The 22,045-nt window shown below is 59.8% G+C and carries 20 protein-coding genes and 1 riboswitch; of the genes, 10 read left to right on the forward strand and 10 right to left on the reverse strand.

The features are described from left to right. Positions 1–8 precede the first annotated feature (8 nt). Genes ABIB48_RS02670 through ABIB48_RS02680 form a run of 3 tightly spaced genes read right to left on the reverse strand, consistent with a single transcriptional unit; the run spans position 9 to position 2,661 of the window. On the reverse strand, positions 9–563 hold the full coding sequence (locus ABIB48_RS02670; RefSeq protein ID WP_354211819.1) for a universal stress protein: 555 nt from the start codon (positions 561–563) through the stop codon (positions 9–11). After that, complete coding sequence (gene eno, locus ABIB48_RS02675; protein ID WP_354211821.1) at positions 556–1,851, reverse strand: phosphopyruvate hydratase; 1,296 nt, start codon at positions 1,849–1,851, stop codon at positions 556–558. The genes ABIB48_RS02670 and eno overlap by 8 nt, the downstream gene beginning before the upstream one ends. 54 nt (positions 1,852–1,905) lie before the next feature. Next, complete coding sequence (locus ABIB48_RS02680) at positions 1,906–2,661, reverse strand: 2,3-bisphosphoglycerate-dependent phosphoglycerate mutase (RefSeq protein WP_354211823.1); 756 nt, start codon at positions 2,659–2,661, stop codon at positions 1,906–1,908. Positions 2,662–2,677: 16 nt separating this feature from the next. Beyond that, positions 2,678–2,754: riboswitch (Fluoride riboswitch) on the reverse strand. A 103-nt stretch (positions 2,755–2,857) separates the two neighbouring features. On the opposite strand from ABIB48_RS02680, the gene ypfJ reads away from it, so the two are divergent. Then, positions 2,858–3,772 (forward strand): KPN_02809 family neutral zinc metallopeptidase, encoded by a 915-nt coding sequence (gene ypfJ / locus ABIB48_RS02685; protein WP_354211825.1) that lies wholly within the window; start codon positions 2,858–2,860, stop codon positions 3,770–3,772. A gap of 121 nt (positions 3,773–3,893) precedes the next feature. On the opposite strand, the gene ABIB48_RS02690 is transcribed toward ypfJ, so the two are convergent. Genes ABIB48_RS02690 through ABIB48_RS02715 form a run of 6 tightly spaced genes read right to left on the reverse strand, consistent with a single transcriptional unit; the run spans position 3,894 to position 9,008 of the window. Next, positions 3,894–4,244, reverse strand: a complete 351-nt coding sequence (locus ABIB48_RS02690; RefSeq protein WP_110106934.1) for a metal-sulfur cluster assembly factor — start codon at positions 4,242–4,244, stop codon at positions 3,894–3,896. A 35-nt stretch (positions 4,245–4,279) separates the two neighbouring features. Then, a complete protein-coding gene (gene sufC / locus ABIB48_RS02695; RefSeq protein WP_110106935.1) occupies positions 4,280–5,047 on the reverse strand; it encodes a Fe-S cluster assembly ATPase SufC in 768 nt (255 codons plus the stop codon). 45 nt (positions 5,048–5,092) lie between these two features. After that, the gene (locus ABIB48_RS02700) at positions 5,093–5,449 is read right to left on the reverse strand and encodes a non-heme iron oxygenase ferredoxin subunit (RefSeq protein ID WP_110106936.1); all 357 of its coding nucleotides are present in this window, start codon (positions 5,447–5,449) and stop codon (positions 5,093–5,095) included. Beyond that, positions 5,446–6,759 carry a Fe-S cluster assembly protein SufD gene (gene sufD, locus ABIB48_RS02705; protein WP_110106937.1) on the reverse strand — a complete coding sequence of 438 codons (1,314 nt, stop codon included), beginning with the start codon at positions 6,757–6,759 and terminating at the stop codon, positions 5,446–5,448. The genes ABIB48_RS02700 and sufD overlap by 4 nt, the downstream gene beginning before the upstream one ends. Continuing rightward, the gene (gene sufB / locus ABIB48_RS02710) at positions 6,760–8,235 is read right to left on the reverse strand and encodes a Fe-S cluster assembly protein SufB (RefSeq protein WP_110106938.1); all 1,476 of its coding nucleotides are present in this window, start codon (positions 8,233–8,235) and stop codon (positions 6,760–6,762) included. Then, positions 8,235–9,008 (reverse strand): helix-turn-helix transcriptional regulator, encoded by a 774-nt coding sequence (locus ABIB48_RS02715; protein ID WP_315913776.1) that lies wholly within the window; start codon positions 9,006–9,008, stop codon positions 8,235–8,237. Before ABIB48_RS02715 ends, sufB begins: the two co-directional genes overlap by 1 nt. A 164-nt stretch (positions 9,009–9,172) precedes the next feature. Between ABIB48_RS02715 and ABIB48_RS02720 the strand changes: the two genes are divergently transcribed. Genes ABIB48_RS02720 through ABIB48_RS02730 form a run of 3 tightly spaced genes read left to right on the forward strand, consistent with a single transcriptional unit; the run spans position 9,173 to position 11,912 of the window. Further along, positions 9,173–10,177 (forward strand): ABC transporter ATP-binding protein, encoded by a 1,005-nt coding sequence (locus ABIB48_RS02720; protein ID WP_110106997.1) that lies wholly within the window; start codon positions 9,173–9,175, stop codon positions 10,175–10,177. Further along, positions 10,174–10,944: an ABC transporter permease gene (locus tag ABIB48_RS02725; protein WP_110106940.1), complete on the forward strand. Its 771-nt coding sequence runs from the start codon at positions 10,174–10,176 to the stop codon at positions 10,942–10,944. Before ABIB48_RS02720 ends, ABIB48_RS02725 begins: the two co-directional genes overlap by 4 nt. A 14-nt stretch (positions 10,945–10,958) precedes the next feature. Beyond that, positions 10,959–11,912, forward strand: a complete 954-nt coding sequence (locus tag ABIB48_RS02730) for a COX15/CtaA family protein (RefSeq protein WP_354211831.1) — start codon at positions 10,959–10,961, stop codon at positions 11,910–11,912. 350 nt (positions 11,913–12,262) lie between these two features. Here ABIB48_RS02730 and ABIB48_RS02735 read toward each other — a convergent pair whose 3' ends face one another. Then, positions 12,263–13,234, reverse strand: a complete 972-nt coding sequence (locus ABIB48_RS02735) for a heme o synthase (RefSeq protein ID WP_110106998.1) — start codon at positions 13,232–13,234, stop codon at positions 12,263–12,265. Positions 13,235–13,651: 417 nt separating this feature from the next. Between ABIB48_RS02735 and tkt the strand changes: the two genes are divergently transcribed. The 6 genes from tkt to pgl all read left to right on the forward strand — a co-directional run bounded on the left by tkt (position 13,652) and on the right by pgl (position 22,009). Beyond that, positions 13,652–15,778 (forward strand): transketolase, encoded by a 2,127-nt coding sequence (tkt, locus tag ABIB48_RS02740; RefSeq protein ID WP_245932248.1) that lies wholly within the window; start codon positions 13,652–13,654, stop codon positions 15,776–15,778. Positions 15,779–15,945: 167 nt separating this feature from the next. Next, positions 15,946–17,067: a transaldolase gene (gene tal, locus ABIB48_RS02745; protein ID WP_354211833.1), complete on the forward strand. Its 1,122-nt coding sequence runs from the start codon at positions 15,946–15,948 to the stop codon at positions 17,065–17,067. A gap of 5 nt (positions 17,068–17,072) precedes the next feature. Beyond that, positions 17,073–18,710 (forward strand): glucose-6-phosphate isomerase, encoded by a 1,638-nt coding sequence (locus tag ABIB48_RS02750; RefSeq protein ID WP_354211835.1) that lies wholly within the window; start codon positions 17,073–17,075, stop codon positions 18,708–18,710. Positions 18,711–18,726: 16 nt separating this feature from the next. Beyond that, positions 18,727–20,271 carry a glucose-6-phosphate dehydrogenase gene (zwf, locus tag ABIB48_RS02755; RefSeq protein ID WP_354211837.1) on the forward strand — a complete coding sequence of 515 codons (1,545 nt, stop codon included), beginning with the start codon at positions 18,727–18,729 and terminating at the stop codon, positions 20,269–20,271. Then, a complete protein-coding gene (locus tag ABIB48_RS02760) occupies positions 20,268–21,209 on the forward strand; it encodes a glucose-6-phosphate dehydrogenase assembly protein OpcA (protein ID WP_354211839.1) in 942 nt (313 codons plus the stop codon). Before zwf ends, ABIB48_RS02760 begins: the two co-directional genes overlap by 4 nt. Continuing rightward, a complete protein-coding gene (gene pgl, locus ABIB48_RS02765) occupies positions 21,206–22,009 on the forward strand; it encodes a 6-phosphogluconolactonase (protein ID WP_110106947.1) in 804 nt (267 codons plus the stop codon). The genes ABIB48_RS02760 and pgl overlap by 4 nt, the downstream gene beginning before the upstream one ends. Positions 22,010–22,045: the final 36 nt, after the last annotated feature.

The following is a 22,045-nucleotide window of genomic DNA, read 5'->3' on the forward strand; positions in this document are numbered from 1 at the left end:
CGATCTTGCTAGTGCCATTGAGAAGCATCCCTTGCGGCGTGCGGATCCAGCGGAATCACCAACACAGGACGGAGCTGACGGTGGGTTAGATGCACAGCAACCGATCCTAGGAGAAGTTGCTCCAAACGTGCACCCACCCCGCGCTCACGCGTTCCCACAACAATGAGGCAGGCAAAGACGTCCGCGGCGAGACGCCCCAGAGACCGGGCAGGCTCCCCAGCAAGACTCACAAAGGTCCATTTCACCTCGTCAGATCCCAGCTCCATGGCGATTACTTCCCGGATTGAGCTGGCCGTACCTTCGACGTCGTCCGGTTCATCTACCCCATCCGGATCGATCGGCGCCGATCTACTACCTGTTCCGTCATTGTCCTGGACCAAATACCGGGTGACATCCACGTAAGCAAACACGAGTTCTACGCCTAGACTGTACGCCAGATCCGCAGCTTGCCGGATCACGATCAGTGGCTGCCCTGGCACCACACCCACGAGAATGGGCCCCTTCAACTCAGTCCTGGACGCAGCCGCTGCCGATTCTTCAACCTTCTTTTGGTGATCACGCATCTCGAGTCCTTCCACCTTCCGTCAGGACGAGCCCGTAGGGCATCGTAGGGCTTGCATCAGCGATTTCCAGGAGCCGGTTGTATTTGGCTACTCGCTCCCCCCGGGCCGGCGCCCCGGATTTGAGTTGTCCACAGCCGGCGCCTACGGCCAGATCTGCCACAAAGGTATCCTCTGTCTCCCCGGACCGGTGTGAAACCATGGCGGAAAAGCCGCCCCGATCGGCAACGCTGAGCGTGTCAAGGGTTTCGGTCACGGTGCCGATTTGGTTGGGTTTGATTAAGACGGCGTTAGCTGCGCCGGTGCTGATACCCTCGCGGACCCTGTCAGGATTGGTGACGAACAGGTCATCTCCAACAACCTGCACCCGCTGCCCCAGAGCCGCGGTTAGTTCCGGCCACCCGTGTGGATCATCCTCAGCAAGCGGGTCTTCTAGGCTGCGAATAGGGTAGTCCGTGATCAGCTTCTGGTAGTACCCAGTCATTTGTGTAGGTGTGAAGCTGCGCCCGTTGAACGCGTACGTGCCGTCATGGTAGAAGTAGTTTGCAGCCGGATCCAGGGCGATTGAGACACCCTCGAGACCCAGAGTGTAGCCTGCATCGACTATGGCGGCCGTGATCAAATCCAGAGCTTCTTCAGGCCGCGATATTTCAGGGGCATAACCACCCTCATCCCCCAGCCCCGTGGAGAGGCCCTTGCGCCGCAGTGTTGCACTTAGTGCATGGTAGATTTCCGTGCCCCACCGGATACCCTCAGCCAACGTGGGGGCACCGGTGGGGGCGATCATGAATTCTTGGAAAGCCAGCGGGTTGGCGGCATGGGCTCCCCCGTTGAGGACGTTAAAATGAGGGACAGGGAGGCGTTCCGCCTTTCCCAAAGTGTGTGCAATCCATGCGTGCAGTGGATGGCGGGAGTGAGCTGCAAAGGCCCGTGCGCTGGCCATGGAAACCGCAACCACGGCGTTAGCTCCTAGCCGGGACTTCTCCGCCGTCCCATCCAAATCGCGCAGAGCCTCATCCACACCCCGTTGGGCACTCCAAGACTGGGAAAGCAACAGCTGGCGAATCTCAGCATTGATACCGTCCACGGCTTTAATAACCCCGCGCCCGGAGTAGGCTTGGCCGCCGTCGCGCAGTTCCAGAGCCTCATGGGCGCCGGTGGATGCCCCGGAAGGTGCCGAGGCCGTGGCAATGGTTCCATCCTTAGATGTGAGGGTGACGCGCAGCGTTGGGTAGCCGCGTGAATCGAGGATCTGCAGTGCGTGGACGTCGGTGAAAGATAACTCAGTCATGGTGATTACTCCAGTGTGCGGTGGGGGTTGGCAAGGACTGTAAGAATCCTGTTTTCACGTGCCTCCGTCCATGGCCAGTACGCTCGCTGCGTGGGCTGCTGCGCCGGGGTTAAGATAAATCCCACCCCGAGGGCATGGCACACAACCAGGCTGAAAGCTGTAGCGCAAGGGTTGCCCTGTAGGTAGATTTAGCCGCTCAACTTCATCCTCACTCAGGGAATCGATGAGCATGCACAGGGCGCGCAGTGAATTGCCGTGCCCAATCACCAAAACGTTGGAACCTGACACCAACACAGGCCTCAGGATTTTGCTCCAGAGACCCCGGACGCGTGTGACCACAGCATCTAGGGACTCTGTTTCCAAAATGGCGCTTGCTGGCATAGTAGCCAATGCCGGGCTGGCCCTGATGGACTCTAGTTGCCAGCCCGTCATGGGCGGAGGCGCCTGATGCATTGACCTGCGCCACTGGTGGAGGACCTCGGGGCCGAACTCACGCAGTAATTCTGTTCTGCTCCGCCCGGTCAAGGATCCGTAGTTACGTTCGTTGAGCTCCCACGCCCTCAACACAGGCACGGTGCCTGCTGGGAGCAGGCCGTTGACAAGATTGGCACTCTCCACAGCACGGCTCATGGTGGAAGAGAAAATTATTTGAGGGATAAATCCTAAGTCGGTGAGGGTTTCCCCCGCATGGCGGACTTCCTCACGGCCACGCGGTGTCAATACGGGATCAAGTAGGCCCGTAAAGCGACCCTGTGCATTGAGGGTGCTTTCTCCATGACGAAGAATAACAAGGGTGCCGACATTGGGCATAGCCCACCTACCTTTATCTAAGGTAGGAACCATCAGCCAGACGGCGGTTCGAGCTGCAACTGCGCTCCGGCGGGATCCATCACCACTTTAGACTCTACCTTTTTTGCCGCAACTAACGCCAGCCTCCGCGTTGGGCCAGCAGAGATGCCCGCGGAGCTGCTACAGAAAGTCAGAGTGGAGCCGGTATTCTGGGTCCATGACTTTCAACGAAGGTGCGCGGCTAGACCCCTCGCAAGGTGAAGATAGGCGCGGCCGTGGCAGCACCGCAGGTAAGGGCCGAGGCGCAAAGGTGGGCTTGGGTCTAGGCGGTGGCATTGTGGTGTTGATCGGTGCGCTGCTGGGAATAAACCCTGATCTGCTCACGGCGTTGATAGGTGATACAGGCAACCAGCCAGCCATCGAAGCGTCCAACGGGTCCGCATTGGAGAGTTGCCGAACAGGTCAGGACGCCAATGAGCGCCTTGACTGCAGGATTCTTGGCACAGCCAATTCGCTCAATAGCTTCTGGCCCGGTTACTTGGACCAGTATGGGGTGGGCTATTCCCTTCCCAAGACAGTGATCTTCAGCGGAAGCGTCAGCACTGCGTGCGGCGCGGCCAGCTCAGCCGTGGGTCCGTTCTACTGCCCCGGCGACAACAACGCCTACTTTGACCCGGACTTCTTTGCCCAGTTGGAAACCCAATTCGGCTCCTCGGGCGGGCCGCTTGCTCAGGAGTATGTGGTTGCCCACGAATTTGGTCACCACATACAGAACCTGACAGGCACCATTGGCAAGGCCCAACAGGGCCCCAAGGGCTCACAATCCGCAGCAGTCCGCACCGAACTGCAAGCAGATTGCTACGCCGGCATCTGGATGCGTTATGCCTCATCCCAACCCGCCCCTGGCAGCAACCAACCCTTCTTGAAGCCGCTGACTCAAAACGATCTCAACGATGCTCTTTCGGCAGCGTCCTCTGTTGGGGATGACCGGATTCAAAAGGCCGCCACCGGACGAACCAATCCAGAATCATGGACCCACGGCTCCAGCGAGCAGCGCCAAAAGTGGCTGTACACCGGCTACCAAAGTACCGATATGGCAGCCTGCGACACCTTCTCAGTGCCGAAGGTATAGCCGCATTAACTGCAGACGCGCGCTACGATTCCCGGAGCGGGGATGGATTTCAAAGGTCGCTTAGCGACCGAAGAAATCTTACTGCCCGCGAGGGAACTGTAGCGCGCGTCTTATGTGGTGACTAGATGTTGAAGCCCAGAGCACGCATCTGGTCGCGACCGTCGTCCGTGATCCGTTCCGGACCCCACGGCGGCATCCACACCCAGTTGATGCGCCATTCGTCAACGATGGGGCTGAGGGAGTTCTCCACCTGCTCCTCGATGACGTCCTGCAAGGGGCACGCCGCCGTGGTGAGCGTCATGTCCAACAGCACGGCACCATCGTCGCCGTAACGCAGGCCATAGAGCAGGCCCAGATCCACAATATTGACACCCAGTTCGGGGTCAATAACGTCCATGAGCGCCTCCTCGATGTCCTCGAGAGCGGTTTGGCCAGCAACCGGGGCTGCGCTTGTTTCGCTGATGTCAGTCATGATTCCATCCTAACGGTCGGTGGAGTAGCCGGCGATTAAGCCGAAGCCGTCTCTGCAACCTGGTAGCGGTCGTAGCCTTCTTCTTCCAAGCGGTCGGCAAGCTCGGGGCCGCCCTGCTCGGCGATGGCACCGTCAACGAAAACGTGAACGAAGTCCGGCTTGATGTAGCGCAGGATCCGGGTGTAGTGAGTGATGAGCACAGTGCCCAAACCGCCGGTTTCGATGGAGCGGTTGACACCCTCGGAGACAATCTTCAGCGCATCAACGTCAAGGCCTGAGTCGGTCTCATCAAGGATTGCGAACTTGGGGTGCAAGAGTTCGAGCTGGAGAATTTCGTGACGCTTCTTCTCGCCACCGGAGAAGCCTTCATTGACGTTGCGCTCGGCGAACTCAGGCTCGATGCGCAGTTTCGCCATGGCAGCCTTGACGTCCTTGGTCCAGGTGCGCAGCTTGGGTGCTTCGCCGTCGATTGCCGTCTTGGCGGTGCGCAGGAAGTTGGTCATGGTGACGCCGGGGATTTCCACGGGGTACTGCATGGCCAGGAACAGTCCGGCACGGGCACGCTGGTCAACACTCATCTGAAGAACATCTTCGCCGTCGAGGGTGATGGAGCCGCTGTCAACGGTGTAGCGGGGGTGCCCGGCAATGGTTGCCGCAAGGGTGGACTTGCCTGAGCCGTTGGGGCCCATGATGGCATGTGTTTCACCGGTGTTGATGGTCAGGCTGACACCCTTGAGGATGGCCTTGACGCCCTGCTCGGTCTCAATACTGACGTGCAGGTCCTTGATTTCCAGAGTAGACATACTCTATTTTCTCCTAAGAATTTTTGTATCTGTGGGCGAGCGACGCTACTGCGTGCTGACACCATTAAGAATGTTGGTGACGTCCACATAGACGTCGTCACCATGAACGGTCAATGAAAAGACAGGCACGGGCTCGAATGCGGGCAAGGTCAGCGGTTGACCTGATGTTAGGTCGAAAGAGCTGCCATGCGCCCAGCATTCAATGGTGCGCTCCTCCACGTCGCCTTCGCTGAGGGATATCTCTGCGTGTGAGCAGGTGTCCCCGATGGCATGAAGCTCCCCATAGGAGTCACGCACAATAGCGATGGGGTAATCGTCCACCTCAACTAAGAAGGCGGACTTCACCTCTACATCACTGTCCTTGCAGACAATGACGCCGGCGGGCGCGGAGGAATCACTCACAGTGCGGTCGCCTCAAGTTCACGTTCAACGGTCTCGCGCAGGCGCTCTTCAAGAGCCGGCACCTTGATCTGTTGGATGACCTCGTTCAGGAAGCCACGGACCACCAGACGGCGGGCCGATTCCTCGTCAATGCCACGAGCCTGCAGGTAGAACAGCTGCTCATCATCAAAGCGTCCCGTGGCACTTGCGTGTCCGGCACCCTCGATCATGCCTGTCTCGATTTCCAGGTTGGGCACGGAATCCGCACGGGCGCCCTTGGTCAGAATCAGGTTGCGGTTCATCTCATAGGTGTCAGTACCTTCAGCCTGCTTGCGGATCAGCACGTCGCCAATCCATACGGCGTGAGCATTCTCGCCCTGCAGGGCACCCTTATAGGTAACGCGTGACTTGCAGTTCTTGGTGGAGTGATCCACAAAGAGGCGCTGTTCCAAGTGCTGACCCGCATCAGCGAAGTAGAGGCCGTACATTTCTACCTCGGCACCGGTGCCGCTGTAGCGCGCGGCTGGGGTGGTGCGCAGCAAATTGCCGCCGAGGTTGATGACCACGTGCTTGACTTTCGCATCGCGGCCCACCTTGATGTGCTGAGCGCTGGCGTGCACGGCGTCGTCGTTCCAATCCTGGATGCTGACAACAGTCAAGTTGGCACCATCTTCGACAAGGATCTCCACGTTCTCCGAGAGCACTGCGGTGCCGCGGTGGTCAAGGACAACAACACCCGTGGCGAACTTCTTGGCGTGAACCACAATATGTGAGGCTGCGGGAATCTCGCCCTGGCCCGTCAGGGTCAAGGTGGTGACGTTCTCGGAATTGCCAACAAATTCAGCAGGCAAGGTGACAACGGTAGCTTCGGCAAAGTTTTCCCACGCGGCCGCGGCAACGCGGTCCTCGGGGATGCCTGCGGAACCGATGCGTGAGTCCTCGCGGCCCACGGTCTCAACCGTGACGCCGTCGGGCTTGTTGACTTCTACCAGCGGGGCGGGACCGTTAAGTTCTTGGCCCTTGACGCCAACACGATCAAGTCCGCGCATGCGCTTGAGCGGGGTGAAGCGCCATTCTTCTTCTCGACCCGTGATTACGGGGAAGTCGGCCAGCTTGTAGGAGGTCAGGCGGCCTGCGCGAGAGGAATCGGGAACGCCGACTCCTCCGCCATGACTGTCGCCACCGTGGCTGTGGGCCTTGGCAGCGGCGCCGCCCAGGGGGCCACTTTCAGGGTTGATCTCGGAGAGGCTTTCGCCTTCTTCGGTCATGCCCTTGATGAAGCCCTGCGTCCATACTTCGCCGGTTGTCTTTTCTTCTGTGAGCTCGGTCATTTAACCGACGGCCCCTTCCATCTGCAGTTCGATCAGGCGGTTCAGTTCAAGCGCGTATTCCATGGGGAGTTCCTTGGCGATCGGCTCGATGAAGCCGCGCACAATCATGGCCATGGCCTCGTCCTCGGGCATGCCGCGGGACTGCAGGTAGAACAACTGCTCTTCGCTGACCTTGGACACGGTGGCTTCGTGACCCATGGAGACTTCGTCTTCACGAACGTCAACATAGGGGTAGGTGTCCGAGCGGGAGTAGTTATCAACCAGCAGGGCATCACAGCGAACCGTGTTGGCCGAGTGGTGTGCACCCTCGCGGATCTGGACCAGGCCACGGTAAGCTGCGCGGCCACCGCCACGGGCGACCGACTTGGAGATGATGGAGGACTGCGTGTTAGGCGCAATGTGAACCATCTTGGAGCCGGTGTCCTGGTGCTGGCCTTCGCCGGCAAACGCAACCGAGAGCGTCTCGCCCTTGGCATGCTCGCCCACCAAGTAAACAGCCGGGTACTTCATGGTGACCTTAGAGCCGATGTTGCCATCAACCCATTCCATGGTGGCGCCTTCGTGTGCAATGGCCCGCTTGGTGACCAGGTTGTACACGTTGTTGGACCAGTTCTGGATGGTGGTGTAGCGAACGCGGGCGTTCTTCTTGACCACGATCTCGACAACGGCCGAGTGCAGGGAATCCGAGGTGTAGATCGGTGCCGTGCAGCCTTCGATGTAGTGCACGTAGCTGTCTTCATCGGCAATGATGAGCGTGCGCTCAAACTGGCCCATGTTCTCGGTGTTGATACGGAAGTACGCCTGCAGCGGGATTTCCACGCGAACGCCCTTGGGGACGTAAACGAAGGAACCGCCGGACCAGACTGCCGTGTTCAATGAGGCGAACTTGTTATCGCCCACAGGGATCATGGTGCCAAAGTACTCCTGGAAAATCTCCGGGTGTTCCCGCAGGGCAGTGTCGGTGTCGGTGAAGATGACGCCCTGCTCCTCTAGGTCCTCGCGGATCTGGTGGTACACAACCTCGGACTCGTACTGGGCGGTGACGCCACCCACCAAGCGGTTGCGCTCGGCTTCCGGGATACCCAGCTTCTCGTAGGTGTTCCGGATGTCCTCGGGGAGCTCTTCCCAGCTGCCAGCCTGCTTCTCCGTGGAGCGCACAAAGTACTTGATGTTATCGAAGTCAATGCCGGAGAGGTCTGCACCCCAGGTGGGCATGGGCTTGCGATCAAAGTACTTCAAACCCTTCAGGCGCATATCCAGCATCCATGCTGGTTCGCCCTTCTTGGCCGAGATATCACGAACGACTTCTTCGCTGAGGCCGCGGCGTGCGTTATCGCTGGCCTCGTTTTTGTCGGACCAGCCGAACGCGTAATTTCCCAAACCATCCAGTTCGGGGTTTCTTTCGAGGATGTCGTGGTTGGTGGCATCCACCACGTCACCATGAGCGCTTACATCCTGCGCTAATTGATCCGTCATCACGGCCTTTCTTGCTGATGTTTGGAAATTGAGTCCACGGGGCTTTTCATGCCGGCAGGTATGACCGCTAGTTTGCGGACCACTGCCCGCCCCGTTGGCACATGTGTAGTGCACACGTGCCCCCCACTTGCCATAGTGGAGAGCCTGCGCACGTCGACGCCAATCAACCGGGAGAAAACCTCGGTCTCGGCATCGCAAAATTGAGGAAAGGAACTGGCAAGTTCCTGAATGGGGCAATGCCCCTGGCACAACTGCTCCGCTGCCATGGCGCTTCCGCTGTTGAGCGAGTTTGAGGTGGCAACGAAGCGATCCGCGTTCAGCGCCGCCGCCAAGGCCTTGGAGCGTGCGGCTACGTCCATGCCAGCAGCATCTACGAGCGGTTGGTACTTCGCCTCCATGCGGGCAAAGCGACGTTGAGCAAAATCCACTACACCTGCGTCACCCCGAAGCTCGGAGATCTCATTGAGTGCCTGTGCGGCAATCTGCAGATAATCCTCACCGATCTCTGTCTGGCCACGCCGTGAGACAACATAGCGGCGGGCAGGACGGCCGGCACCGCTTTTTGCGTTGCTGACCAGCTTGACCTCTATGAGTCCTTCACGAGTCAAGGTATCCAGGTGCCGGCGAACGGCTGCGGGCGTCAGTCCCAAGACGGCACCCAATTGGGCTGCGCTGACAGGACCTTGTTCCAGGACGGCAGTCATGACACGGTCTCGGGTACGTTCATCAGGTTCGGCGCCGGGCGCAAGCCCACGCGTTACTGGCTGATTCATTGACACCTCCACGCAGTCGATATTTCGCACACCATTAGATAAGACAAGTATGCCGTAATTGAGGAGTCACTGCCACTAAGGTGAGCCTACCCACGGCGGGTTCCACGGTGCGGAAAATCAACGCTCCCGGCAAAGCTCCCAATTGCTTCGCGTACAATGGCCGCGTGAGAAAGACACTAAACCCTGCCCTGATCATCCGCGGGCTTATCAAAGACGTTGGGCCCGTACCCGCATTAGATGGCCGGATGAAGCGCGTAGTTTCCAATATTAGCCTCACGGCCCACTTTGGTCAGGTAACGGCATTACTCGGCGCAAATGGTGCCGGAAAAACCACCACGATTGAATGTGCACAAGGCCTGCAAACACGGACCGGAGGCCAGATTTCCCTCCTAGGCCAGGACCCTGAAACGGCCGACGCCGGACTACGCGCCAGAGTTGGTGTGATGCTCCAAGACGGCGGACTGCCACCTGCCGCCCGGCCCGTCGCCTTGCTGCATCATGTGGCTGGCCTCTACGCGACCCCGCTCCCAGTTGATGCACTGGTGGACCGGCTCGGGATTAGTGAGTTTGCCGACACCTCCATCCGCCGCCTGTCCGGCGGCCAGAAGCAACGCGTGGCTCTCGCCGCCAGCCTCCTGGGGAACCCTGAGGTCTTGTTTTTGGATGAGCCCAGCGCGGGCCTTGACCCTGCCTCACGCATCATGGTCTTTGAGCTGATCCGCGAGCTGCGCGATGCAGGTAAAGCCATTATTCTCACCACGCACCTCCTTGACGACGCGCAACGCCTCGCCGACTACGTTTACATCGTAGACAAGGGTGAATCAGTAGCCAGCGGAACCGTCCAGGAACTACTTCAAACCTCCACGGAATCACTGAGACACCGCGCCATGACCTTTGAGGCATCACCACGCCTGGATGTGACTGCACTGCTACGGCCGCAGCTGGAATGCACCGAGACCCGTCCCGGCAGCTATGTCCTCTCCGGCCAGTTGGAGCCATCAGATCTGGCCCGTTTTGGTTCTTGGTGTCAGCGTCTGGACGTCATGCCGACCTCCGTACACCTGGCCTCCCAATCCCTGGAAGACGTCTTTTTGGCCATCTCCGAGGGATCCATGCCACAGGCCCCCGCCTCCTCCGAAACCAACCCGCAGACCATGGGAATTTCATGAGCACGCTTTTCCACAATGCCGCTCCGGCACAACCCGCCACACTAGCTAGGCGAATCCTGAACCAGGGCAGGTACGAGGCCGGCACCATGCTGCGCAACGGCGAACAGCTGGTCCTCATGGTGGTGATGCCCCTGCTCGGGCTCTTAGCCTTGGTGTTCACTCCCCTGCTCGATGGCATGGGCCACCCTCGCGTTGCCATCGCCGCACCCGGCATCCTTGCGCTCTGCGCCTTGTCCACAGCCTTCACCGGCCAGGGCATCGCCACAGGCTTTGATCGGCGCTACGGTGTGCTGCGGTTCATGTCCACAACACCGCTGGGCAAGGGCGGGCTCATTGCCGGCAAAGTCATTGCCGTGCTCGTTTCGCTGGCCCTGCAGGTGGTTCTCATTTCAGCGGTGGCCGCATTCATGGGCTGGCGTCCGCCCCTGATAGGTGTGCTGCTGGGCATCCCCCTGTTGATCCTAGGCGCAGCCGCGTTCACTGCCTTGGGTCTACTGATCGCCGGCACCGTGCGCCCCGAGGCGACTCTGGCCATCACCAACCTCGGGTGGATATTGTTTGCCGCCCTTGGCGGGATTGTACTGCCCGCGGCAAAGTTCTCCAGCTCTCTTGATGGAATTGTGCAGTGGCTGCCCTCAGGAGCCCTGGGCAATTTAATGCGTGCGGCACTGATTGAAAGCCGCCTCGATCTGTGGGGGCTCCTTGTTTTGTTGGCATGGGGTGTGGCAGCCGCCATTGCCGCCGTCAAATGGTTCAAATGGAATTGAAAGGCGTCACTGAAGTGAGTCAAAGCAGCACCGTAACAGCCCTGCGCAACTTTACCCAAAAGCTGCCGAGCACGCTCACGCCCGCCATCAAGCGGCTAAGCGTGGCATCCCTGATTGGCCAGGGCATCCTGATTGTCTCGGGCGGCGTTGTCCGAGTCACAGGCTCCGGCCTGGGCTGCCCCACCTGGCCCAAATGCACGGCTGATTCCTTGACCAATACGGCGGAAATGGGCATTCACGGCCTCATCGAGTTCGTGAACCGCACGCTGACTTTCGCCTTGGCCGCTGTGGGGCTGGTCCTGCTGATCATGCTGTGGAATCTGCGCAAGGAGCGCAAGGACCTGTTTTGGCTGGCGTTTGGCCTGCTGGCCGTCATCCCCGCCCAGGCCATCATTGGTGGTGTCACCGTGCTGACAGGCCTGAATCCCTACGTGGTGAGCCTGCACTTCCTGGTCTCGGCCGCGCTCGTTGTGGTCTCCATGCTGCTTGTCAACAGATGCTACGGGCGAACCGGTGTTACGGGGCCTACTACCATTGCGCGCGCCCGGCCGCTGGTCCGTCAGCTCAGCGTTATTGCCGCCATCGCCAGCTACCTTGCAGTAATCCTGGGCACCCTGGTCACCGGCTCCGGTCCGCACTCGGGCGATTCCACGTCACCGCGCATGGAACTCAACGGCTACTTTGTCACGCGCCTGCACGCTGTCCCCGTCTATGTTCTCGTAGCAACTGCCCTTGTGCTGGTCATCCTTCTGTGGCGCAACGGCAAGGACAGTGTTGTGCGCAATGCGGCCCTGCTGTTGTTCGTCTCGGTACTTTTCCAAGGCTTCATTGGCTACTGGCAGTACTTCACAGGCATCCCGATCCTGCTCGTGATTGTCCACATGTTGGGCGCCTCCCTCATGCTCAGCGTTGCCACCAACATGGTGGACGTGGCACTGCGCCGAGGCAAGAATTCTGTGGCGGCCTAGGCCTCACTGCGCCACCCCTGCACCTCCTTAACCAGCCATGCACGACGGCGGCCGGCACCTTCTCCTTGAGGTGGCCGGCCTCTTTTGTGCTCCCTTCGGCACAGTCACACGCCTTGACCGCTTAGGTCACCTAGGCCGCTTAGGCCGCCACTACCCTGCCAGGCCTGGGTTGTAGCGGCAGGACTCTCGAGCGGTGTTGGGCGCGAGCCACGCTCACCGCGTGCGTGTGATCCGACCAGTTCCCGTGCGCGGCAGTGCTTAAGCTATAACGGCCGGAGCCTCCCTAGTGGGAGGCGCCGGCCGTTATATGTACGTGCGTGTGAAGACGTGCGTAAAAGGACCAGTGTCACTTAGCGCATGAGTGCGGAACCAACAAAGGGATCTACTGCCAGGGACAGGAACAGCAGCGTCAAGTAGCTGATAGAAACGTGAAAAACCTTCATGGCATTCTTCTTGGTGACGAGGTCCTTCTTCGAGTTGCTGTAGAGGGTGTGGGCCTCGTACAAGAACCAGGCGCCGGCTCCCAGAGCCGCAACGGTGTAGACAATTCCTGCGCCACCGAGTGGAATCATGAGCAGCGAACACGCCACCATGGCCCAGGTGTAGAGAACTACCTGGACGGCCACCGTGCGTGACCCCGCCACGGCACCGAGCATGGGCACGTTGACGGCGTTGTAATCGTCGCTGTACCGCATAGACAAGGGCCAGTAATGCGGCGGGGTCCAGAGGAAAATGACCATGAACAAGATGATGGCCGGCCACTGCACGGAGTTAGTCACGGCCGCCCACGCAATAAGGACGGGGAAGCATCCGGCAGCCCCACCCCAAACAATATTCTGGGAGGTGCGGCGCTTGAGGATGAGGGAGTAGACCACCACGTACACGAAGATGGCACCGATCCCCAACATACCGGTGAGCGGGTTGACGCTCCACAACATCGCCACAGCAACAACCGTCAAAATCCAGGAGAAAATGAGCGCTTCACGCGGGGTGATGACACCCGTCACGAGGGGGCGCTTGGAGGTTCGGTTCATCACCTTGTCAATGTCGCGGTCAATGTAGCAGTTGAAGGCACCGGCAGCACCGGCAGCCAGTGCACCGCCCACCATGGTGGCGACCATGAGCCACAGGCCGGGAACCCCGCCCTGGCCGGAAAAGCCCTGCGCATAAAACATGGTGGGCAGGGTTGTGACCAGAAGAAGCTCCACAACCCGGGGCTTGGTCAGCGCCACATACCCCTTGGCCTTGTCCGAAAAGCTCACCGCAACTTTGGCCGAAGCCTGCGTTGTTGGGGTATGTGTCGCACTCACGAGAAATGTCACCATGTTTTCATTGTTGTATCTGTGCCGGCGAATCCTGACCGGCAGTTAGTGCACCGACTTATCAACGGTGGCACCGTGCCTGCGCGCGTAGAAGCCGCGGGCGCGTTTAACCTTTGCTCAATCATAGCCGCTTGAGCGGGTGCAGCGTGAAAATAGCGAATGTCCAAGTTTACGCCGCGTTCTCGCAACATGTGAAAATGAATCACACCCCCCGCCGCTATATCGTGTAGCTTTAGAAAATCCTGACGGCTTGGAATTTATAGTGGTCTGAACCACCCATAGGACTAAGCTGGGAATTACTTTAATGCGATGACGCAGGGCGGACCTGCCAGAGAGGGCCGGAAAACTTCGGTTGACCGACCGGACGGCTTGGACCGTACCTGCCCTATTTATGCCCCTAACGAGAGGGACCTGTCAGTGTCAAATCTGGATTTGCCAACGTTCACATGGACCGCCACCGACCAGCGCGCAGTGGACACCGCACGCATTTTGGCCGCTGACGCCGTAGAGAAGGTCGGCAACGGCCACCCCGGAACGGCCATGTCTTTGGCCCCTGCAGCATACTTGCTCTTCCAAAAGGTCATGCGGATTGATCCCAAGAACCCCGATTGGATTGGCCGCGACCGCTTCATTCTTTCCCCCGGTCACACCTCGCTGACACTTTATGTACAGCTGTTCCTCTCCGGTTACGGTCTGGAGCTCTCTGACTTAGAAGCCCTGCGTACCTGGGGTTCCTTGACCCCCGGGCACCCCGAATACAAGCACACGGCCGGCGTGGAAATCACCACCGGACCGTTGGGCCAGGGCCTGGCATCAGCAGTGGGCTTCGCCTACTCGCAGCGCCGTATGCGCGGCATGCTCGATCCCGAAGCAGCCCCCGGCACCAGCCCCTTCGACCACACTGTGTGGGTTATTGCCTCTGATGGTGATCTCCAAGAAGGCGTCACGAGCGAAGCGTCCAGCCTTGCCGGCCACCAGGAACTGGGCAACATGGTTGTTGTGTACGATTCCAACCACATCTCCATTGAAGATGACACCAACATCGCCTACTCCGAAGATGTACTCAAGCGCTACGAGGCCTACGGCTGGCATGTCCAGCGGGTGGACTGGACCAAGACCGGTGAATACGTAGAAGACGTTGCAGAATTGCATGGCGCCCTGGCAGCAGCGAAGGCAGAGACAACCAAGCCCTCACTGATCTCACTGCGCACCATCATCGGCTACCCGGCCCCCAAGAAGCAGAACACGGGAGCCATCCACGGCTCCGCTCTGGGCGCAGCCGAAGTTGCTGCCGTCAAGGAAGCTCTGGGCTTTGATCCCGAACAGCACTTCGCTGTGGAACCCGCCGTCTTGGATCACACCCGCCAGTTGCTCGAGCGGGGCGCTGCCACCCACGAAGAGTGGAACACCAGCTTCACTGCCTGGGCCGAGGCAAACCCGGAGAATGCTGCCCTGCTCGAACGCATTGAAAAGAAGGAACTGCCGGCCGGCTGGGAAGAAAACCTGCCGGTCTTTGAAGGCGGCAAGGATGTTTCAACCCGTGCAGCCTCCGGCAAGGTCTTGAACGCCATTGGCGGTGTCCTCCCCGAGCTCTGGGGTGGTTCCTGTGACCTGGCAGGTTCGAACAACACCACCATTGAAGGCACCGGCTCTTTTGTGCCCGCCTCCAAGCAGACCGAGACCTGGTCCGGTGGCCCCTACGGCCGTGTTTTGCACTTTGGTATCCGTGAGCACGCTGCCGCCTCTATTGTGAACGGCATCCACCTGAGCGGGCCCACTCGTGCCTTCTCCGGTACGTTCTTGATCTTCAGCGACTACCAGCGCCCGGCCATCCGCCTCTCAGCCCTCATGGGGGTACCGTCCATTTATGTCTGGACGCACGATTCCATTGGCCTGGGCGAGGACGGCCCCACCCACCAGCCTGTGGAGCAGCTCTCGAGCTTGCGCGCCATCCCGGGCCTGGATGTGGTGCGCCCCGGTGACTCCAACGAGGTCTCGGCCTCCTGGAAGAAGATCTTGGAGACCACGGAGAACCCTGCCGGTATTGTGTTGACTCGCCAGAACATCCCCACCTACGTGCGCGGCACGGGAGCAGCCACTGCCACCGATTTCGCCTCTGCGGATCTAGTGGCCAAGGGCGGCTACGTCCTGGCCGAAGCTGTGTCCAACGGCGCCGTGGTTACCCCTGCGGTCATCTTGATCGCTACGGGTTCCGAGGTCCAGCTGGCCGTTGAGGCCCGTGAGGCTTTGGCTGCGCAGGGCATTGCTGCCCGCGTTGTCTCCATGCCATGTGTGGAGTGGTTCAAGGCTCAGAGCCCCGAATACCGGGATTCAGTTCTGCCTGCCGGTATCAAGGCTCGTGTCTCTGTTGAAGCCGGCCTTGCTCTTGGCTGGCGTGAATTTGTTGGCGATGCTGGCCGCTCCATCTCTCTGGAACACTTCGGCGCCTCCGCTGATTACAAGGTTTTGTTTGAAAAGTTCGGCATCACTACGGAAGCAGTCACGGCTGCTGCCAAGGACTCCATCGCTGCGGCCAGCGCCTAAGCGGCGAAGCCGTTCCCTGCGGTGTGGGGGCGCTGTTCTTGCAGCTCCCCACACCGCATCACACCATTTTGCCCGCTGCCGTCGGTTCGCACCGGCGGCAGCGGGAATAGATTATCTCGCCTGCAGTGCTGATAGATGCAGGGCCTTCACCTCAAGGAAGTAGCAAAATGACGAATTCAACTCCCACTGCCGCACTCTCCGCCGCTGGCGTCTCCATCTGGCTAGATGACCTGTCCCGCGACCGCCTCAACAGCGGTAGCTTGGCCAAGCTCATCGAGGAGAAGAACGTTGTTGGTGTGACCACCAACCCCAGCATTTTTGAAGCCGCCATCACCAAGAGCAATGACTACCAGGCAGAGCTGAAGAAGTTCTCGGCAGCCGGTATTGGCGCCGAAGACGCTGTCTTTGAGATCACCACCTCCGATGTTGCCGACGGTTGCGATCTGTTCGCCCCCATTGCCAGCGCAACCAAGGGTGTTGATGGCCGTGTCTCGATCGAGGTTGACCCCCGCAAAGCGTGGGATACCGAAGGCACCTTCGCCGAGGCCAAGCGCCTCTACGCCAAGGTCAACAAGAGCAACGTTTACATCAAGATCCCCGCAACATTGGAAGGCTTGGAAGCAATTACGGCAACCTTGGGTGAAGGCATTAGCGTCAACGTCACGTTGATCTTCTCACTGGAGCGCTACCGGGCCGTTGTCAACGCATTCTTGAGTGGGCTTGAACTGGCCAAGGCCAACGGTCACAACTTGGCTGATATCCATTCGGTGGCGTCCTTCTTCGTATCCCGCGTAGACCTGGAAATCGACGGCCGCCTGGACGCCCTGGGCACCGAAGAAGCAGCTGCCCTCAAGGGTAAGGCTGGCCTCGCCAACGCCCGCCTGGCGTACCAGGTCTTCGAGGAGATCTTCTCCTCCGAGCGTTGGGCCTTGCTGGCCGACGCCGGCGCACTCCCCCAGCGCCCCCTCTGGGCCTCCACCGGTGTGAAGAACCCGGCCTACCCCGACACCTTGTATGTCACCGAACTGGTAGCCACCAACGTGGTCAACACCATGCCGGAGAAGACCCTGGACGCCACGTTCGATCACGGCGTTGTCACAGGTGACACCATCACCGGCACCTACGAAGATGCCAACGCGCTGCTGAACCAGCTCGAGCGCCTGGGCATCTCCTACAACGAGGTTGTAGCTTTGCTTGAAACTGAAGGTCTGGACAAGTTCGTTGCCAGCTGGAAGGAACTCTTGAACCATGTTCAGGACGCCCTTGACGCTGCCGGTTCGGAAGGCTAACCGCCATGACATCATTGGCATTCGCGGCCACAGGCGCCGCAAAGGACGCTGGAGCCAGCCAGCTGCTGACACTGGTGGCAGACCAAGTTGCCTCACGGATCTTCGCTAAGGATGCCACGTTGTGGGGTCGAGAAGCCGAGGCTGAGTCTGCAATTCGTCTTGGCTGGGTAGAAGCGCCTGAGGTTAGCGCACCTCTGCTCGAAGAGATCACTGCCTTGCGTGAGGAATTGCGTGCGGAGGGCATTAACCACTTTGTGCTGTGCGGCATGGGCGGATCTTCACTGGCTCCTGAGGTCATTACGGCCACAGCAGGCGTGGAACTCACCGTCCTGGACAGCACCGATCCTGACCAGGTCCGGGCAGCTGTCAGCGACCGCCTGACTACCACAGCCATTGTGGTCTCCTCCAAATCGGGATCAACGCTGGAAACAGATTCCCAGCGCCGCATCTTCGAACAGGAGTTCACGGCCGCCGGCATTGACGCCAAGTCCCGCATCATCATTGTGACCGATCCGGGTTCTCCCCTGGATGGCGCTGCACGCGAAGCCGGTTACCGCAAGGTTTTCAACGCAGATCCCAATGTGGGCGGACGCTACTCGGGCCTGACCGCTTTTGGCCTGGTGCCTTCGGGCCTGGCCGGGGCTGACATTTCAGCTCTGCTGAACTCTGCTGAGGAAGCTGGCGAAATGCTGCGCGATGACGACGTCGATAACGTCGGTCTGCGTCTTGGAGCGGCTCTGGGCGGTACCTCGCCGCTGCGCAACAAGATTGTGATCGTGGATGAGGGCTCGGGCATTGTGGGCTTCGCCGATTGGGCCGAGCAGCTCATCGCCGAGTCCACCGGCAAACAGGGCACGGGTGTGCTGCCCGTGGTGGCAGATCCGAACTCCCCCGAGGTCACCAGCGGTGCCGCCGATGTTCTTGTGGTCCGGCTGGTGGGTGGGGATTCCGAGACCGAACTTCGTGAGAACGAGGTCAGTATTGCCGGTGATCTAGGTGCTCAGATGATGGTGTGGGAATTCGCCACTGCTGTTGCGGGGCGCCTGCTGGGCATCAATCCTTTTGACCAGCCTGATGTTGAGGCTGCCAAGGAGGCCGCCCGTGGTTTGCTGGACGCTACCCCTGAGGCCACCGCGGCACTGTTCACCGATGGTGCCGTTGAGGTTCGCAGCGCAAACAACGACGCCGGATGGCTGGCCGGGGCGGCAACTCTCCCCCAGGCACTGACTGCTTTGGCAGACACGCTCGGCGCAGACGGCTACCTCAGCGTTCAGGCGTACCTGGACCGGCTGGCTTACGCCCCCTTGGAATCCGTACGCAATGACCTCGCCGCGCTGACCTCACGCCCTGTCACTTTTGGCTGGGGCCCGCGCTTCCTGCACTCCACCGGCCAGTTCCACAAGGGCGGCCCAGCCGTTGGCGTGTTCTTGCAGGTCACGGGTGCTGCGACCACCGATTTGGCTATTCCTGACCGACCGTTTAGCTTTGGGGAGCTCATTTCCGCCCAAGCCGCTGGTGATGCAGCCGTGCTGGCAGATCACGGACGCCCCGTGCTTCGTCTACACCTGCTGGATGTGGCTGCTGGCGTTGCACAACTCAAGACTGCGGTAGCCACACTTGCTGGCCGCCACTTAGACGCATAAGGCTACTCTCCAACAGATGTCCACCTCTGCCTCAAACCACAATGAAAACCCGCTCCGGGACAGCCGCGATCGCCGGCTGTCCCGGGTTGCGGGCCCATCGTCTCTGGTGCTCTTTGGAGTGACCGGGGACTTGTCGCGCAAGAAACTCATGCCAGCCGTGTATGACCTCGCCAACCGCGGCCTGTTGCCGCCCAGTTTTGCTTTGGTGGGCTTTGCCCGCCGCCGCTGGGATGACGAAGATTTCGCCGCTGAGGTCAAGGCCTCAGTGGAAGCACATTGCCGTACGCCCTTTGATGAAGCGGTGTGGAACCAGCTGAGCGAAGGTATCCGATTCGTGCAGGGCGAATTCGATGACCATGATGCCTTTGAACGGCTCAAGGACACCTTGGCCGAACTGGACCGGACACGTGGCACGCGCGGTAACCATGCCTTCTACCTCTCAATCCCGCCGAAGGCTTTTGAGCTTGTCTGCCGCCGCCTCTCAGAACACGGGCTGGCACAGAGCGCAGATACCTCGTGGCGCCGGGTGGTCATTGAAAAGCCGTTTGGGCACAACCTTTCCTCAGCGCGGGACCTGAACAACATTGTAGAATCGGTATTTCCCGCTGACTCCGTCTTCCGAATTGACCACTATTTGGGCAAGGAAACGGTACAGAATATCTTGGCGCTACGCTTCGCCAACCAGTTCTTTGAGCCCTTGTGGAACGCAAATTATGTGGATCACGTCCAGATCACCATGGCGGAGGACATTGGCACGGGAGGCCGTGCAGGCTATTACGACGGCGTGGGTGCTGCCCGCGATGTCATCCAGAACCACCTGCTTCAGTTGCTGGCGTTAACGGCCATGGAAGAGCCCATCTCCTTTGATGCGGATCATCTGCGGGCCGAGAAGGAAAAAGTCCTGGCAGCCGTCAAGTTGCCCAAGGACCTGTCCAAGCATTCTGCCCGCGGCCAGTTCTCCGGCGGCTGGCAAGGTGGTGAGCACGTTTTGGGCTACCTGGAAGAAGAGGGCATCCCGGCAGACTCCATGACCGAGACCTTCGCCGCGCTCCGACTCGACATCAACACCAGGCGCTGGTCAGGTGTGCCGTTCTACTTGCGTGCAGGTAAGCGGCTGGGCCGCCGTGTGACGGAAATCGCTGTGGTCTTCAAGCGCGCACCCAACCTTTTGTTCACTGATCATGCGGAGGATGACTTCGGCCAGAATGCTGTGGTGATCCGTGTCCAGCCGGATGAGGGTGTGACGATTCGCTTCGGTTCCAAGGTGCCCGGCACTCAAATGGAGGTTCGCGATGTAACCATGGACTTTGGTTACGGACACGCATTCACCGAATCCAGCCCTGAAGCTTATGAACGGCTCATCCTTGACGTGCTGCTCGGTGAACCTCCCTTGTTCCCGCGCCATGAGGAAGTTGAACTCTCGTGGAAGATCCTGGATCCCTTCGAGGAGTTCTGGGCCGCCGAAGGCACCCAGCCGGAGCCTTACGAACCGGGCAGTTGGGGCCCTGCCTCTGCCGATGAATTGTTGAAACAAGATGGAAGGACGTGGCGTAGGCCGTGATAGTTGACCTGCCTGACACAACTACCTCCAAGATCACCAAGATGATCGTCAAACTGCGTGAGCAAGGTGGCGTTGTGGCCCTTGGACGGGTGTTGACCCTTGTGGTCATCACCGAACTGGGAAACGAAGAGGATGCTATTGCAGCAGCCAACCTCGCCAGCCGTGAACACCCGTGCCGGATCATAGTACTCGCTGCCGGATCAGCAGCGGCTGCCACACGGTTGGATGCTGAAATCCGGGTGGGTGGAGACGCCGGCGCTTCCGAGGTCATTGTGCTGCACGGGCATGGCGAGTTGGCTGCCGAGAACGAATCCCTCGTCTCCGGCCTGCTGCTCCCTGACGCTCCCATTGTGGCGTGGTGGCCCAACCAGGCACCGGCAAAACCCAGCGAATCCCCCGTGGGACGTATTGCGCACCGGAGGATCACTGATTCCGCCAATGCTGCGGACCCCCGGGCGGCCCTGAGCAATATTGCCCAAACCTATGCGGCAGGTGACACCGATCTCGCATGGACGCGCCTGACCAATTGGCGCATTCAGTTGGCCGCAGCATTGGATGGCTTTGATGCCTCGGACCCCATTACCCGTATCCATGTTGAGGGTGCCATTGATTCCCCCAGTACTCTACTGCTGGCGGCCTGGCTACACATGGCATTGGAAGTGCCCATCACCGTTAAGGACGATACTCGCGGAACAGGTATTCGTACAGTCGTCTTGGAGCGTCTGAAGGGGACAGTGGAGCTGACCCGCCCCGCCACCACCGATGCTGTGCTCACTCAGCCTGGCCAGCCCGTCCAGCACATCGCGTTGCCCCGGCGTTCCTTGCAGGATTGCCTGGCAGAAGAGTTGCGCCGGCTGGATCCCGATGAAGTATTTGGTGAAGTGGTCACCGACGGCTTGAGAAAGCTATTGTCAGAAGAAGAGGTAATGCAGGCATGAGTTCCAATGTGCGCGTGACACCCCACCCGTCATTTGATGTTCTGGCAGCCACCACGGCCGCCCGGCTGATCACACGGTTGTTGGATGTGCAAGGTGATCGTGGTGAAGCCACCGTGGTCCTTACCGGTGGATCCGTTGGCATAGCCACGTTGCGCGAAGTGGCCAAGTCACCGGCACGGTTGGCAGTGGATTGGGGCAAGGTCAACATCTGGTTCGGTGACGAACGTTTTGTTGAGACCAATTCACCAGACCGCAACTGCGGCCAAGCGGCTCAGGCTCTGCTGGATCAGATTCCAGTTGATCCGGCACGTGTTCACATCATGGCTGCCTCGGACACCGTGGCCAGTCTTGATGAAGCTGTTCAGAAGTATGCGGCGGAGCTGGCGGCAGCCGCCAAGACAGAATGGCTAAAGGACGACGACGCACCAGAGCAGGAGCCCGTAGTCCCCCGCTTTGATGTTTTGTTGCTGGGTCTGGGACCGGATGCACACATTGCCTCGCTCTTCCCGGATATGGCTGGCATCCGCACCAAGGGGGTCTCTGTGGTGGGGGTAACCAACTCACCCAAGCCACCGGCGTCGCGCGTGTCATTGACACTGGAAACCATCAACTCTGCCCAGGAAATCTGGATTGTTGCTGCCGGGGCGGACAAGGCTGCAGCGGTGGGATTGGGCCTAGCTGGTGCCAACGAAGTTCAGGTACCAGCATCCGGTGCTCGGGGCTTGGTAAAAACTTTGTGGTTGCTAGATGAGGCAGCTGCGGCGAAGGTTCCCAGCGCCCTCATGCGCCGCGAAAACTAGCCCTGCATCGCTCCACGCGGGAGAGAAGCGCAGAGC

Origin of the sequence: Arthrobacter sp. UYCu511 (assembly GCF_040547105.1) — a bacterium.
Lineage (GTDB): Bacteria > Actinomycetota > Actinomycetes > Actinomycetales > Micrococcaceae > Specibacter > Specibacter psychrochitiniphilus.